General features: G+C 49.8%; 15 protein-coding genes. 11 read left to right on the forward strand and 4 right to left on the reverse strand.

Annotated elements, in window-relative coordinates; all coding sequences use genetic code 11:
- The first annotated feature begins 544 nt into the window (after positions 1-544).
- From VFA_RS15090 to VFA_RS15130, 9 genes are all read left to right on the forward strand, one after another.
- Entirely contained in the window at positions 545-946 is a 402-nt protein-coding gene (locus tag VFA_RS15090; RefSeq protein ID WP_004727717.1) for an OsmC family protein, read from the forward strand.
- 101 nt (positions 947-1,047) lie between these two features.
- Positions 1,048-1,653 (forward strand): DUF1294 domain-containing protein, encoded by a 606-nt coding sequence (locus VFA_RS15095; protein WP_038151905.1) that lies wholly within the window; start codon positions 1,048-1,050, stop codon positions 1,651-1,653.
- Positions 1,654-1,735: 82 nt separating this feature from the next.
- Positions 1,736-2,308 carry a sugar O-acetyltransferase gene (locus VFA_RS15100; RefSeq protein WP_004727720.1) on the forward strand — a complete coding sequence of 191 codons (573 nt, stop codon included), beginning with the start codon at positions 1,736-1,738 and terminating at the stop codon, positions 2,306-2,308.
- 52 nt (positions 2,309-2,360) lie between these two features.
- Positions 2,361-3,284, forward strand: a complete 924-nt coding sequence (gene yddG, locus VFA_RS15105) for an aromatic amino acid DMT transporter YddG (RefSeq protein ID WP_004727721.1) — start codon at positions 2,361-2,363, stop codon at positions 3,282-3,284.
- Between the two features lie 465 nt (positions 3,285-3,749).
- A complete protein-coding gene (locus VFA_RS15110; protein WP_232281724.1) occupies positions 3,750-4,226 on the forward strand; it encodes a fimbrial protein in 477 nt (158 codons plus the stop codon).
- A 79-nt stretch (positions 4,227-4,305) separates the two neighbouring features.
- Positions 4,306-5,028, forward strand: coding sequence for a fimbrial biogenesis chaperone (locus tag VFA_RS15115; protein WP_232281725.1), 723 nt, complete (start codon positions 4,306-4,308; stop codon positions 5,026-5,028).
- 9 nt (positions 5,029-5,037) lie between these two features.
- Complete coding sequence (locus VFA_RS15120) at positions 5,038-7,932, forward strand: fimbria/pilus outer membrane usher protein (RefSeq protein ID WP_004727724.1); 2,895 nt, start codon at positions 5,038-5,040, stop codon at positions 7,930-7,932.
- Positions 7,933-9,228 carry a fimbrial protein gene (locus tag VFA_RS15125; protein ID WP_004727725.1) on the forward strand — a complete coding sequence of 432 codons (1,296 nt, stop codon included), beginning with the start codon at positions 7,933-7,935 and terminating at the stop codon, positions 9,226-9,228. It abuts the gene before it with no gap.
- Positions 9,194-9,913, forward strand: a complete 720-nt coding sequence (locus VFA_RS15130; protein WP_004727726.1) for a fimbrial biogenesis chaperone — start codon at positions 9,194-9,196, stop codon at positions 9,911-9,913. The genes VFA_RS15125 and VFA_RS15130 overlap by 35 nt, the downstream gene beginning before the upstream one ends.
- 108 nt (positions 9,914-10,021) lie before the next feature.
- Here the strand turns inward: VFA_RS15130 and lhgO are convergent, their stop codons facing one another.
- Positions 10,022-11,257 (reverse strand): L-2-hydroxyglutarate oxidase, encoded by a 1,236-nt coding sequence (gene lhgO, locus VFA_RS15135; RefSeq protein WP_004727727.1) that lies wholly within the window; start codon positions 11,255-11,257, stop codon positions 10,022-10,024.
- Between the two features lie 105 nt (positions 11,258-11,362).
- Positions 11,363-12,319 (reverse strand): glutarate dioxygenase GlaH, encoded by a 957-nt coding sequence (gene glaH / locus VFA_RS15140; protein ID WP_004727728.1) that lies wholly within the window; start codon positions 12,317-12,319, stop codon positions 11,363-11,365.
- 415 nt (positions 12,320-12,734) lie between these two features.
- Here glaH and VFA_RS15145 point away from each other — a divergent pair, with 415 nt between their 5' ends.
- Positions 12,735-13,070, forward strand: coding sequence for a hypothetical protein (locus tag VFA_RS15145; protein ID WP_004727729.1), 336 nt, complete (start codon positions 12,735-12,737; stop codon positions 13,068-13,070).
- Between the two features lie 109 nt (positions 13,071-13,179).
- On the opposite strand, the gene VFA_RS15150 is transcribed toward VFA_RS15145, so the two are convergent.
- Positions 13,180-14,094, reverse strand: coding sequence for a LysR family transcriptional regulator (locus VFA_RS15150; RefSeq protein WP_004727731.1), 915 nt, complete (start codon positions 14,092-14,094; stop codon positions 13,180-13,182).
- A gap of 335 nt (positions 14,095-14,429) precedes the next feature.
- Here VFA_RS15150 and arsB point away from each other — a divergent pair, with 335 nt between their 5' ends.
- A complete protein-coding gene (gene arsB / locus VFA_RS15155) occupies positions 14,430-15,455 on the forward strand; it encodes an ACR3 family arsenite efflux transporter (protein ID WP_004727732.1) in 1,026 nt (341 codons plus the stop codon).
- A gap of 83 nt (positions 15,456-15,538) precedes the next feature.
- On the opposite strand, the gene VFA_RS15160 is transcribed toward arsB, so the two are convergent.
- Positions 15,539-15,979, reverse strand: a complete 441-nt coding sequence (locus VFA_RS15160; protein WP_004727733.1) for a F0F1 ATP synthase subunit epsilon — start codon at positions 15,977-15,979, stop codon at positions 15,539-15,541.
- Positions 15,980-15,987: the final 8 nt, after the last annotated feature.

The raw sequence follows: 15,987 nt of genomic DNA on the forward strand, positions 1-15,987 counted from the left end.
GGTCGGACTCGTAGTGTTGTTTGGTTCATTTACTGAACTTGAACGATTCAATAGAGCAATTATCATTAAAATAAAGAATATAGCTACAAGTGCTATGATTATGAAGAAAACTCTGTCCGAACCGAGTAAAGATATAATTTGCTCACTAAAGAAGTGTCGCATTAACAGGGCGAATAACAACCCTACTAAACCAACAGCTCCAGTGACTTTGATTATTCCTTCCCATTCTTTGATCATAGATGCGACACCCTGATTTTTTCAGCAATGATGCACTAAGTTGCATTTATTTTCCAGAATCTTGCTCAAGTTTGCCAAAGTTCATACAAGCTTTCCTGCTCGATTTGTTGCTCAATGCCAGACGCGGTTTAGTAGCAATCTGCTACTGATTTGTTCAATAGGCTTTCCTTTCTAAGTTTCAATAGTAGTTACACGTCTTCTTACTACCAAACATGAAAAGCTATTCCTCGGTATGGCTTTTTCTTATCTGTCATATACGGATATAATCAGATTGTTAAAAAATGCATTTTATCGAGATTATTGAGTTATGAAAGCAGAAGTTAAGTGGATTGAAGATTTAAAATTTGTTGGTAAAACAGATAAAAATCAAGAGATTATAATGGCAAGTGGTGACAGTACTTATTTCTCACCAATGGAAATGGTGTTGATGGCGGCAGGTGGTTGCAGCTCGGTTGACGTGGTGGATGGTTTGAAATCGGCGGGCGAGAAAGTGCGCACATGCACGGCGAAGCTGACCACAGAACGTCGCGATACGGCGCCACGGATTTTCACCAAAGTGAACATTCACTTTGCCGTTTCGGGCGACAACCTGAATGAAGCGGTGGTGGCACGCGTGGCAGCAGATTCGCTAGAAAAATACTGTTCGGTGTGCTTGATGCTGGGCAAAGGGGTCGAGATGACCCACAGTTGGGAAATCATCACCGACTGACGGAAACCGGGCCAACGCCCGGTTTTTTATTGGACGCAATTCGCTGTTCTTGTTGCCTTGGCTATGCTTATAGCACCGTTGATAGAAAACTCAGCAGCAACATGGCGATCAAAGGACGAATCACAGAGTGGTATGCCGATAAAGGGTACGGTTACGTCACCTCGGAGGCGGACGCGTTACGAATCAAATTTTATCAGCGTGATGTGTCCAACTCTGTCGACTTGAGCGGGCATGCCGGGCAAGCCGTACGGTTTCGCCTTGTGCAGGATGATGCCGGGAATCGCCGCGCGACGCATGTGGATGGTGTGCGTGCTTTTCCTTGGGCGTCGCTGTTGGCGATGTGGTTTTTGGCCGCGTTGGTTGGCGGTGTGGTGTATTGGCGTTACCCCGCTGAACTGGCGTATTCCTATGGTGCAATGAGTGCCGTGCTGTGGTGTATCTACGGCTTCGATAAACGAGCGGAAAAGCGAAAAAAACCGCGCACTGGCGCGTCGGCATTGTTGAGTTTAGCGCTGCTGGGCGGCTGGCCTGGCGCGTTGCTGGGTCAATACCATTTCAACCCACCTCATCGTTCACTTCTTTATCAAATCGTATTGTTTTTCATTGTGTTAAGCCATATTGTCTTGTTGCTCTGGACGCTCACGCCGACGGGAATTCAGGGGCTAGAAAGCGGTATCGCTTCGCTCCTCGCCTTGCGTTGGAAATAGGGGAAAGTCAATTTGCGGCTTTTACTCTTTTTTCTACTAAAAAAGTCGGTACGCTGTGCGAATAGAATGACAGGAGAACACGATGACCGAATTTGAAAAAATGATTGCCGGCCAAGTCTTTGATGGAGAAGACCCGTCGATCGTCACCATTCGCCAACGCGCCACAGCATTGAAACTACGCATCAACCAGTGCATCGATGACAACGAGCGCAACGCGTTGCAACAACAGTTATTCGGCTCGTTTGGCACCGACAGTGTTGTGCAGCCGCCTTTCCATTGTGAATTTGGACAAACCATTCGCATTGGCCATCACACCTTTCTGAACATGAATGTGGTGATGCTCGACAACGCGCCGATTACGATTGGTGACAACGTGCTGATTGGCCCGAGCTGCCAGTTCTACACTGCATCCCACTCGCTGGATTATCGTAGCCGCCGTTTATGGGAAACTGAATCGAAACCGATCGTCGTCGAAGATGATGTGTGGATTGGCGGTCATGTGGTGATTAACCAAGGCGTGACGATTGGTGCCCGTTCTGTGGTCGCAGCCAATTCTGTGGTCAACCAAGATGTGCCACCGGACACGCTGGTGGGCGGCACGCCGGCGAGAATCATTCGTCACTTAGCGCGAGAAGAGGACGCTTCTTTCTGCTGACGTTTTCCGCTACAGTGTTGATTCCTTTCATCATTTTTTAGTGGAGTCTGCTTTGTCCCGTCATCGGTATACCCTGTTTGGTATTGCAGCGATTTTGTTATGGGGTTGCCTGATGGGGCTGACTCGCACGGTCGCAGAACAATTCGGCCCGATTGGCGGCGCCGCACTGATTTACAGCGTGGCGTCACTGTTTCTGCTGATCGTGATGGGCGTTCCTAAAGTTCACCAATTCTCTTTGCGCTATGTGTTGATTGGCGGTGCGCTGTTCGTCAGCTACGAAATCTGCTTGGCGCTGGCCTTGGGAATGGCAAACTCGCGCCATCAAGCGCTGGAAATGGCGGTGATCAACTACTTATGGCCCGCTTTGACGGTATTGTTTGCGGTGCTGACCAGCCGTCAGCCCGTTAGCGTGTGGGTGTATCCGAGCATTGCGCTCGCCTTTGTTGGCGTGGCTTGGACGATTACCGGCGATCAAGGGCTGTCGTTTACGCTGATTGCGAACAACGTGGCCACCAATCCACTGACGTACGCCATGGCGTTTTTCGGTGCCATTATTTGGGCGGTGTATTGCAACGTCACCAAAATTATTGCCAAGGGCCAGAATGCGATTGGCCTGTTTTTTATCGCGACGGCCAGCGTCTTGTGGTTTCAATATGCCGTGAGCGATGAAGGCCCGTTGGTATTCACCGCCTCGGGAACGCTCAGTTTAATTTTGACGGGTGTGGTGATGGGCAGTGGTTATGCCTTGTGGAACGTGGCGATTTTACGCGGCAACATGCTGCTGCTCGCCACCTTATCCTACTTTACCCCTGTGATTTCAACGCTGTTTTCCTCCATGATTCTAGGCGTGATGCTGGGGGCGAGTTTCTGGCAAGGTGTGGCGATGGTGACCATCGGCTCGCTGGTATGCTGGTGGGTCACGCGAGAGCGCGCGACGAAAAAACGCCTCGCGGTGCCACACGAGTCAGCGCTATAAAGCAACTCCTGTGGCTTCAAACTGCGCTGAGCCTCTGCGCAGTTTGCGTCATTCTTCACTGTCTAAATTGCAATGCCATGAAACGTTCAATCACGCGAAAATTATTCCGCGTTGAGGCCTTGACATTTATTGACTCGCTTTGTAAAAAATAACTTCTCCTCGCTATATCTATATTCTTCTTTATATTTATTTTTAAACGTCACCCCAATTAAAAAGCCTTATTTACCCTGTGGGAATCGTCTTACACGTTCGCAGGAAGCGGATGACATTATTATTTCTGATTTGTTAATAGACTGTCCCTGTCGCTCAAGTTGTCCCACCTGATTCAGGTGAAGATATTAAACAATAATTTAAGGGTCAATTGTAGGACAAAGTCAAAGTCAACCTTCAAATCGGAGAATAGTTATAATGAATAAGGCACTCACACTAACAACACTTGCAGTATTATTCACGCCATCTCTTGTTATGGCAGAAAGCGCAAACACAATTACTTTCCAAGGAGAAGTTGCTGACCAAACTTGTTCTGTCTCAGTGAACGGCAATGCTGAATCTCCTGTGGTCCTGCTACCAACGGTTGCTGCAACAGATTTAACCGATGGTCTTTCGACAGGTACTACAAACTTTTCTCTGGGTGTGACGGGTTGTACTGCGCCAGCATCCAGCCTAAACATCGGCACGGTGTTTGTCGGCAACAACGTTACCGCAGCGGGTAACTTGGGCAACACCGGTACAGCAGACAACGTTGTGCTGCAACTTTTGGAATCTGATACAGCCACTGACCCACTGGATCTGACATCAACGGCCACTGCTGCGGGGTTAGTCCTTGCTGCTGGTGAAACTGAAGCAAGCCACAACTTTGCAGTTCGTTACTTCGCTGAAGGTGGCGATGCGACTGCGGGTACCGTCATCAGTTCGGTGCAATACGCGCTGACTTACCAATAATAATGTTTCTTTGTAATCATTCATAATAATGGCGGAGTGTGTATACCTCCGCCAAATAATACTTATCGTGAGGGGATATATGTATTTAGCTCACCGAATAGGTCTAATTATACTGTTGGTTTTTAGCTTTAATTCAGTCGCCAGTGTCGTGATGACAAATACGCGTGTGATTTATTATGAATCGCAGTCTGATAATGGGATGCAATTTTCAAATAAAGACGACTTCCCTTATCTTGTTCAAGTCTGGGTCGACGAAGGTAACCCAAGTTCCACCATCCAAACGCAATCCGATAAATTTTCTGTTGTCCCACCTATCTTTAGAATTGAAGCCAACTCAGGCCAAAGAATCCGAGTATTTAATACCAACAAAGCATTACCCAAAGACCGAGAAAGTGTTTTTTACCTGAATATGGTTCAAATTCCGCCAACCAGCAAAGCGGCGGAAAAAGAAAATAAAATGCTCATTGTTTTAAAAAATAGGGTGAAACTTTTTTATCGTCCGACTGATCTTCAAGATTCGGTCGAAGAGATTGATCGCAATTTATCGTTCTCCGTCAGCAATACCAATGGCTGGCAAGTGGTGGCTCAGAATAACAGTAGCTATCACGTGACCATCAATAACATCGTGCTGAAGTCTGGCGACAAAACGTGGCCAATCGAAAATAGCATGTTGACGCCCAAGTCGATGTTGCATTGGACACTCAACGATTTTGATCCGTCTTTAACGAATTACGAAGTGGACTTTTACCTAATTAATGACTTTGGGGCTCATGTAAAGAAAAGTTACTCCATCAAGTTATAGAAGACAATTATGAAAAAATTGACAAGTCATTTGATCATCAAGGCTGCTATAACATTCTGGGTGCTGACTCCGATTCACTGCGTGGCGGCTGAAACGTATTTCTTTGATGAAAACCTGTTGCTTGGGGATGGTTATAACAGTGAATTGCTGAAAAAAATCAGTAATGGCCCTCAGGCGGAGCCGGGTGTTTATCAGCTCGACGTGTACATCAACGCCTCATTTTATGGCAGCCATGATGTGTATCTATATGTGAGTGATGAGAGCGAGCATGCCCTCAACGCGTGTTTAAGCGGTGAGTTTTATCAACAGGCTGGCGTATTGCCTGACGTCGTGCGTCAGTCGCAAAGCGCCAATTGTGAAAGCGGCGTGCAGATCGAAGGTGTCACGGAACACATTGATATCGCCAAATTGAGGCTGAACTTAGGCATTCCCCAAGCTTATTTGGTTCGACATCCACGTGGTTATGTGGATTCATCGCAATGGGATGCGGGTGAACCGGTCTTTTTTAGCAACTACACCTACAACTATTACCATGCCAATTCCAACCATAGCAATGGCCAGGAATTTCGTTCCGATTCCCAATATCTGGGGCTGAGCAGCGGGTTAAATTTAGGGTTGTGGCACCTACGAAATATCTCCAACTATCAGCGCGCCAATAATTCAGGGCAAACGAAAGAGCAGTTCAACTCGATTCGTACTTATCTCTCTCGTCCGGTGTCGCGTTTGAATGGCGAAGTGATTGTCGGGGAAAGTTACACCAGTGGCACATTCCTAGGCAGCATCGGATTTGTGGGGTTGCAGTTTAAATCCGACAGTCGCATGTTGCCGGAATCTCAGCGTGGTTATGCGCCGGTGGTCAATGGGGTTGCTAACTCAACGGCGAAAGTGATTGTTCGTCAGAACGGTCGCGATATTTACCAAACCACAGTGCCAAGAGGCCCTTTCAGCATCAGTGACTTGTATCCTACAAGTTACGAAGGCGACTTAGATGTCGAAGTGATCGAAGCGGATGGATCGAGCAGTCATTTTCAGATTCCATTTAACGCGGTCCCCGGGTCATTGCGCCCTGATCTGCTTCGTTACGACATTTCGGTCGGCCGAACGGACGACACACAAGTCGAGAAGCTGTTTGCGGATTTAACGCTGGAACGGGGTATCAGCAACACCATTACCGGCAACACCGCAGTGCGCCTTTCGGATCACTATTTGGCGATGTCGTTGGGCGGCGTGTATGGCTCATCACTGGGGGCATTTGGTTCCAACGTGGTGTTTTCGCATAGCGACACGCCCAACGAAAGCACGGAACAAGGTTGGCGTTTGGGGTTGAACTATAGCCGTTCATTTGGCAGCGGGACGTCAGTCACGCTGGCAGGGTATCGCTATTCAACCGAAGGGTATCGTGAATTGACGGACCACCTCGGGCTAATGGCTTTAGACACCGACAATACAACGTACACGTCGACGTCGTTTAACCAGAGTCGTCAGTTTACCCTGACCATGAACCAGAACTTCGGCACCGGAGGCGTTCTGTATTTGTCTGGCTCTAAGATCCAATATCGCGACAATCGAAAGGACAACGATCAGTTCCAAATGGGGTTTTCAAGCCGACTGGGCCGTGTGAACTATGGGGTGACATATGCGCGCCAGTACATGAGCCGTGGCATTGACCCCTTTTCGGGAGAGAGTTTAGGTCGTGAGAAAGAGGACATTGTCTCGCTGAACTTGTCGTTTCCGTTGGGGGCTGCACATGAACGCAACGCGCCAAATATCAACGCCGGTTATACGCATAGCCAGAGTTCTGGCAGCTCGTATTACATGGGCGCTTCTGGCGTGCTGGATGACGACGCGACACTGAGCTACGGGATTTCTGCATCTCACGATGAAAGTACAGATGACACAAACCTAGCCATTTCTGGCCAGAAACGATTGTCGAAAGTGCAGCTGGGCGCGAGCTACAGCCATTCGGATCGCTATCGCCAGTTTGGTGCCAGTGCTCGCGGCGCCTTGGTGCTGCACAGCGGCGGTGTGACGGCGGGCCACACGCTCGGAGAGACGTTTGCGATCGTCGAGGCGGAAGGTGCCGAAGGAACCGAAGTGCGTAACTCACAAGGGACGCAAGTCGATAGTCACGGTTATGCGTTGGTGCCTTCTTTGACGCCGTATCGCTACAACAAAGTGACACTTGGCGCCAGTGGCAGTGAGCAAGTGGAAATTTTGACCAGTGAGAAACAAGTCGCGCCATATGCGGGTTCGGCGGTCAAAGTGACTTATCAAACGCGTTACGGCCAAGCGGTGCTCTTTACGGTCGACGGCGAGCAGGAGATCCCCATGGGGGCAGACGTTTCCAGCCCGTCCGGGCAAAGCCTGGGCATGGTCGGGCAAGCGATGCAAGCCTATGTTCGTGTTGAACAGTTGCAGGGCACGCTACAGGTGACATGGGGTAAAGCGAAAAGCTGTCGCTTTGATTACGACATTCGCGACATTGAACCTGCCAGCATTCTGTATCAAGACGTGCGTTGTGAGGCGGAAACATCTCCCCTGAACGACCCACAAATGGCTGATCCCCAAGAGAAAGAGCCACAAACCAGCGCCTCTGACACGCTGACGGTGATGGCGCCAGCGGCTTCGCTGGCTCCATTACCAGCAGTGACACCGGCTGCCACATCAACAGGGATGCGCGGTCAATATTGGGTGGTCGCAGGTGTTTTTGATGAGCTGACGAATGCCAGCGCCCAACTGGAACGATTGTTGGATTACGGATTTTCAACGACCCAGTTAGTTGGTTATCGCAACCGCCATTGGATCATCGTCAATAAATTTTCTGACCTGAAATTGGCGTTTCAAAACAAAAACGACGTGCAAAGGTTTGGGGTGGAATCGTATATCAAGGTAGGAGGTGAATAGATGGGAAGCAAACATGTCTATTATTCGATCTGTGCGTTTATCTTGCTGTTTTTGGCCGTGGTTGAAGACAGCAACGCGGCCAGTTGTACGCGCATTTCCAAGACGCAAGCAACGGATGAATATGGCAGTTATGGCGTTTGGGGTGGTGCTTATGATGCCAATAATGGCCCGTTGAACTTGCCGAGTACAATCAATATTACCGATGAAAATTTCCAGCCCAACGGCACCTTGTTGGCGTCTTCGGTGGTGGATTTTGTGCAATATGGGCAAAAAAATGGCTATGACCCAGAGCAGGTTTTATTCTCTTGCACGGCTGACAGTGCGGGCCAGTTGTACGAAATATATGCCACCAATGGTGATGATTATTGGGGGGGGTATTACAATGATGGTGCTGAATATGGCCTTGATTATGCTTATGCAACCTACATTCAAAATATGGTCATTCGAATCACCAATAATGAAACTGGCGAATATTTTAAGAAGAATTGGCAATATCGTACGTTAACGGATCTCGATACGGACGCTTCCGGTAATTTATTGGTGAAAGCGAAGAACTTCACCAGTGTCACGATTGAGCTCTATCGCATCGGTAAAGTGCGCGGTGTCACGACCACCGGGTCGTATCCTCATGCGGGACCGGCTGGTTATATTGCATTTGGCGGGCCGGGGATCTCTTATCCGGCGGATGGCGCAGACAGCCAAACTTCTTATCCGGGTTGGTATCTCTATTGGCCCGGTATTATTAACCTTTATTCCAATGTCGCGATTCGCCGCTCCAAAGCGTGTCGCTTCAACAGTGTGACGCCCACTGTGCTGTTTCCGACGATTTCCACCGAAGAGATCAACAACGGCGGTTCGCGAACCTCCAACATCGACATTACGTATCAGTGTCAATCGGGTTATACCGCTGGCGTGAGCGCGGGGCAGAACGCCGTTGGTTTTCAAGTCAGCAGTGGTAGTTATTCGGCGGCGCTGGCTGAAGGGTTGACGACTACGGGGTCAGGCTTAACGTACCTATTGAGCAACCAATATGGCGTGGACAGCAACGTGGCAACGGGGGTGGGGATTCGTTTAGAGCGTGAGGGTACAACCTTAAATTGGTTGAGCGACGCCAACGTCATGACCGGGGGCAATGCCGACGGTTGGTACAAACTCAACGGAACACAAGTGGCAACAGACGATGTGGCAGATAGTTATCAAGAGAGTTTTTCGGCCATTTTGGAAGCGTTACCGGGTCAAACGGCGACCCCAGGGAAAGTCTATGCACAAGCTCAAGTTTTTATTCGCGTTCAGTAGCCTCACCTTGTTGCAAGGCTTGCTGTTTACCCTGCCTGCGCATGCGGGCGTGACGGCTGAAACATCGCGGGTTGTGTTTAACAGCAGCAAGAAAGAGCAATCGTTGCAGTTGGCCAATCTCAACGCTTATCCCGTCATCGTCCAAACATGGATTGATGACGGCAGCCCGCAATCGACGCCGTCAGATGCTCAATCGCCGTTGATCACCATTCCGCCAGTCTTTCATTTGGCGCCGGGGGAAGAGAAGCCTCTGCGAATCATCAACGTCAATCAAGCGCCGTTGGCGGTTCACGATCGCGAGCAGTTATTCTGGCTGAATATCTATGAAGTGCCGCCCTCGGAAAAGGAGATGGCGTTTCGCTTGCAACTGACGATGCGCACGCAAATGAAAGTGTTCTATCGTCCGCCGGCGCTGAAAAGTAAACTCGCCTCACTCACTGACGACCAAGCGTTTTCGCTGCAACGTCAGCACATGACGATCGACAACCGCTCGCCCTTCTTTGTGACTTACAGCCAATTTGTTTTTGAACATGGGTTGGTGCTGCCCGGCATCATGGTGTCGCCATTTTCGCAAGCCGACGTGTTGTTGCCGCCAACTCATGGGTTAACCGCAGGCGACAACCTCACGTTTTCCTATATTGATGATTGGGGCAACGTCAACGAAGCAACTGCATCACTCAAGTAACGCAGTGAACGCTTCTGCCCTCGACATCAAAACCCCGCGGTCAACATGACGTTGCGCGGGGTTTTTTATGCTTGCTCGAACTCACGGAGGTTTGATGTGAGCCGCATTTTAGGCCGCGTCAGACCATGAAGTGCCCGTTTTCTCGGCGACTTTATCGCAAATGTAATGGCCGATGGGAATGGCGGAGGTTGCAGCGGGCGATGGCGCATTGCAAACATGTAGTGAGCGCGGGCTTTCCGCAAACAGAAAGTCATGCACCAGTGAACCATCTTTCATCACGGCTTGGGCGCGAATGCCAGCCGGATAAGGTTGCAAGTCGCTGACCTTCAAGGAGGGGCAATATTTCTGCACCATTTTCAGGTAGCCCGGTTTCCACCACGAATTGAACGTTTCAACCAATCCGGTTTTCAGATGCTTGCGGGTGACTTTCCAAAATCCGGGGAAGGTGAGCATGTCTTTGATATCCCGCAGCGACAGGTTAATTTTGCCGTAACCTTCTCGCTTCCAGCCTTGCACTGCATTGGGCCCGACCGTGACGCTACCATCAATCATACGTGTTAAATGCACGCCAAGAAACGGCAGGTCTGGATCGGGAATCGGGTAGATCAGGTGATTGACGATGCGGTTGTGTTTCTCTGGTAAACGGTAATATTCGCCGCGATAGGGCACGATCTGAAAATCGGTATCGATGTTGAGCATGCGCGTGATGCGATCGGCCATCAAGCCTGCGCAACTGATTAAAAATTGCGTGCGGAAGGTGTGAGATTGGTTGCCGATTTGGCAGCGAAGCATGATCTGCTCGGGAGTTTCTTCGATATCGAGCACTTCGGTTTTTAAGCTCAATTCGCCCCCAATGGCGGTGTATTCATCGGCCATTTTTTGTGTCACCAAGCGGTAATTGACGATCGCGGTCGATTTGACATAAATCGCGCCGTTGCCGGTGATGTTGGGCTCACGTTGACGCAGTTGTGCTTCGCTCAACAGCTCCGCTTCAATGCCGTTCTGCGCGCAGCGTTCATAGAGTGCTTGCATGCGTTGATATTCCACCGGATTGGTGGAAACCAGCAACTTCCCACACTGTTCATACGGAATGTGGTGTTTTTGACAGAATTGAATCGTCTTTTCGACCCCTTCGCGGCAAAAGCGTGCTTTCCGACTGCCGGGTTGATAATAAACCCCCGCATGAATCACGCCGCTGTTGTGCCCAGTCTGATGCATGGACACGTCATATTCTTTTTCGACCACCAGAACACGCGCGTGGGGATGACGTTGTTTGAGTTGCCACGCGGTGGATATCCCTACAATGCCACCGCCAACAATGACATAGTCGTACGACTGCTCCATGTACAAATCTCCAAATAGCTTGGCCCGTGTCGGACCACGGGCTGATAATTATCGTTGGGTTTGAACAGGCTCGGTATGAGCCTGTGTGCTGCTTGAGGCGGTTGATTAGCGCGAGAAATAACCGCGTTGGCGAAGTAATTCGCGGCTTAGTTCTGGATGCGGCACAAATTTGTCTCGCCCATGCAGCCAGCGATGGTTATGGATCACCAGCATCGAACCGACGTTCACGCGCACATTAAAACATGCGGGATCGTGCTCAAGTGATTCGCCCATTTCATACAGGTACAAGCCTTCACGCACATTTTTCGGCTTGGCAAATTGGTCGATGAACAGCATGTGCGGTTTGCCGTCGGCATCCTCTTCAAAAAAGACGGGGTGCGCAATGTCATAGCCCGTGTTTTTGCTTGGCGGCGCGCCCCACGTGATGTCTTGTTTCGCCATCGGATGGTTGTAGAACTTGCCCAAGTCTTGCCAGTCGTCGAGGTGCAGGAGGAGCGAATCGCCGCCTTCCATGTGGCTTTCATGCATTTTCATCATGAGGACAAAATCAGTACGTTCATTGACGTACGTGCCGTCGTTGTGCAGTTCCATTCGGCGATGTGCTTGGCGTAAATAGCTGTCGCTGTTGTCGACGTTCTTCACCGTGAATCGCGCGTAATACTTGCCGTACATCGCATCGAAGTTAGGTAAACCAATCAGGTGCGAAATGGCGGTCGAGAGTTTGACGAAATAACGGCGTTGCGTTTCGGTATCTTCAAATTCTGCTTGCACGTCTTTGTCGGCTTCCAGCAGAAACGCCCCTTGGTCACGGTCATCAATGATGCGCTTGAGCTGCGAACCCAGTTGGTAATCCGACGCTTTGTCGAGCGCATCGGCGACTGCAAAGCGAAGAAACGGTTTGTATTCGATCGATTGAAGATCCCACTCACACGTCAGGTCATTAAACTTTTCCAATAAGCTGCGTGCCAGTGTTACCACTTGCAGGCGTGGATTGGTTGGGTGCGGTTGTACGGTGAATGCGTGTTGTGCGGTCACTTCGGCGTCTTTTGTTTCCAGTCTCATAGAGTGATTCCTATCCTTTCATGTCAAGAGGGGTTCCGTGTTCGCCTTGTGCTGGAATGAGCTTTCAGCCGTGCAGGCAATTGGGGTAAGCACGCTGCTTTCTTGTTGCGGTTGCTGTTATGAAAAGGTAACTGAATTGTTGTCATATAATCAATATATCGAAAATATACTTTCAATCTATTTAATTGATGATAAATGGCAATGTTGAGGATGAATACGTCGTTTACTCACCATTTATTAATGAAATCGATGTGTTTCATCATCGATTGATATTGAAACTGCCTGTTTGCAGCTTTTTTTCATCGACATTTATTTGTTGGTCTCTCAAAAGCAGATATTCGGTTTGTTAGAGTTGTTAATGCTGTGTAAAAGCTTTTTTGAGGAACAATACCGATAAAAAAATGTGAGGATGAGAATGAAGAACACCATGAAACTGGCGCAAGGCTTCTTCTTAATTCCCATCATGATGGCTCATGGGTCACTGATCTGGATGCATGAGTTCGCGTTGGTACCGTTCGTTCTCTCGGTGGTTTATACGTTGGCGCTCATTGTGTCCTTTGCGGGTAGCATTGAAGGTCGCTTATTTCATCCCTTGTCCGTCTGGGCGCGAGCGATGTTGTTTATCGGCGCGTTGGCATTGGCCTTGCTCGATAGCGATATGATCAATATCGCCGCAACGATCGGGATTGCGATGATTGCGGCGCTCAATCAACTCAAAGGTCGGCAAGTGCTGAATGCTCGCACGGATTAACGTGCAGGCGCCACGAAATGAACAACAGCCCCTCTGTGTGCTTCACCGAGGGGCTGTTTTTTGTGTTGGTTGATGACAGCAAGCTCGCCAGAATCCCGTGCGAGCGGCTTCAAGAAAGTTTGGTGTCTTGAAGGTGGGTTTGATGATGATTCGTCTTGTGCCAATCTTCCATGAATTTTAGGAAAGCGCGCGCGGCGTTGGAGAGGTAATGACTGCTTTTCCAGCCGATGCCAAATTCAACTTTGATTGGCGGATTAAACGGCACGCACACCAAGGGTTCATTGTCGTGAATAATGCGTCGCAGGCAGGTGCTAATGCCGATGTCTTTTTTCAATAACGCTTTCACCAATTCAATCAGGTTGGTTTCATAGCGGATATCGGGCGTGATGTTGTTATTTCTGCAATAACGACTGATCGCTTCTCGCAATAAATAACCATCCCGAAACAGGATCAGCGGCTGCTGACAAAATTGCTCCAGCGACACTTCGGAACGCTGCGCAAAGGGGTGACTTTTATTCACGCAGGCGACGATTTCTTCCGGGCACAGCGCCACATAGCGAAGTTGTTCGAGAGGTTGGTCGGTTCGAACAAACGCCAGATCCAACGCACCCTCTAGCAGCATTTTTTCCAGTGTCGCCGTGCCATGTTCTTGAATATGGATGCGAATGTTGGGGTAGGTTTCCGTAAACGCTGCTAATGCTTCGGGGAAAAAGTAGGATCCGAGCATCGCCGAGACCCCAAAGTCGATTTTGCCGCGTTCGAGCCCTTTGAGTTCGTCCATTTCAATTTCGGCTAAGGCGACATCTTCCAAAATGCGTCGCGCATGGAATAACAATCGCATGCCATCGGATGTGAGCTGAATCTGGCGATTGGTGCGGTTAATCAGTTTCAGGCCAATCTCTTTTTCTAACTTTTGCATGCTGACGCTCAGCGCCGATTGGGCAATGTTGAGCTGATCGGCGGTTTTGGTGAAATTGCCATTGGCCGCGAGCGCAACGAAGTATTGAAGGCGTTTCAGTTCCATAATTATATTTTTCGATGAGTAGGGCTATTTCAATCTAATTTATAGATACATCGTCGCAATTCAAACGCGATGAGGCATTTCATGCGCTTAAATGCTCAAGATCAGTGGAGGCTCACAGTTTATGGGCATCGCTCAAATGTCTTCGGACCCGCATCGAGTCGTTTTACATGCAGCATTTATCGCTCGCACGAATGGTGGATTTTAAATATATGAATTCTCATATATATGGCTTTCCATATATTTTGATCGGCGTTAAAGTAGGGCCGTGATTGCGATGGCTGTGAACGTCTTTTGGCGTGGTTTCACCGCCAACATCAAGGGGTTTGGAGGATAAAATGGGATTGTTTGAACGGTATCTCACCGTGTGGGTTGGGCTCGCCATTTTGGGCGGGATTGGATTGGGCAGCGTGGCGCCACAAGCGTTTGCGACCCTTGCCAGTGTGGAATGGGCGCACGTGAACATTGTGATGGCGGTGCTGATTTGGTTGATGATTTTTCCGATGATGGTGCAGATTGATTTCTCATCTTTAAAGGATGTGGGCAAGAAACCCAAAGGTTTGGTGCTGACGCTGGTCATCAACTGGCTGATCAAGCCGTTCACCATGGCGTTTTTAGGGTGGTTGTTCTTCAAAGGGCTGTTTGCTGATTGGGTCGACCCGCAAACCGCCAGCGAATACATCGCGGGGATGATTCTACTGGGCGTCGCGCCGTGTACGGCGATGGTGTTTGTATGGAGCCAACTGACCAAAGGGGATGCCAACTACACCTTGGTGCAGGTGTCCATTAACGACATCATTATGATTTTTGCGTTCGCGCCGATCGCGGGGTTCTTGCTGGGCGTCACGGACATCACCGTGCCATGGAATACCTTGCTGTTATCAGTGGTGCTGTATGTCTTGATCCCGCTGGTGGCTGGGGCGATTGTGCGTCGTCAACTCGAAAAAGGCGGCGATCACGCTCGCTTGAATCAGTTCCTTGCCACCATGAAACCGTGGTCGATTGTTGGCTTGTTGGCCACAGTGGTGCTGCTGTTTGGTTTGCAGGCACCGACGATTTTGGCGCGTCCGGAAGCCATTGTGCTGATTGCCATTCCGCTGCTGATCCAAACCTACGCTATTTTTGCGATTGCGTATTGGGCGGCCAAACGCATGAAGCTGCCTCACAATGTGGCGGCGCCTGCCTGCATGATTGGTACCTCGAATTTCTTTGAATTAGCGGTGGCCGTGGCGGTATCGCTATTTGGCTTGCATTCGGGAGCTGCGCTGGCGACGGTGGTTGGTGTGTTGGTGGAAGTGCCGGTGATGCTCTCACTGGTGTGGTTTGTGAACCGCACGCGCGGCTGGTTTGATGTTGCGGCGTAGTCAGAATAGCGGGTAATAAAAAAGGCACGTCACTCGATGATTCGAAGTGCGCGTGCCTTTTCAGTTGGCTTCCAGCGTTTCGCTTAGCGTCGTGTCTGCATTGCCAGTTCAACGGCGCGTAGCTGTGCCAGCGCTTTGGTCAGTTCAATCTGCGCTTGCGCGAAGCTGATATCATCACCGTGGTGACGAATATTCTCTTCTGCGGCTTTGCGTGCTGATTCAGCACGTGCGCGGTCGATGTCTTTCCCGTGCAATGCGGTATCGGCCAGAACGGTCACGGCATCCGGTTGGACTTCCACCAAACCACCGGAGACATAAATAATCTCTTCTGGTTTGTGCAAGTCACCGACAATACGTGCCACGCCCGGTTTGATCTTACTGATCAGCGGAGAGTGGCCCGGACGAATGCCGAGCTCACCGTCAGCACCGGCGATGGCCAGGCCATGGGCTGGGCCAGAGTACAACGTGCCTTCGGCACTCACTACGTTCAGTTGAAACGTGTTTTGTGTAACAGCTATCGCCATGTTGCCTC

This window comes from Vibrio furnissii CIP 102972, assembly GCF_000176175.1.
Classification (GTDB): domain Bacteria; phylum Pseudomonadota; class Gammaproteobacteria; order Enterobacterales; family Vibrionaceae; genus Vibrio; species Vibrio furnissii.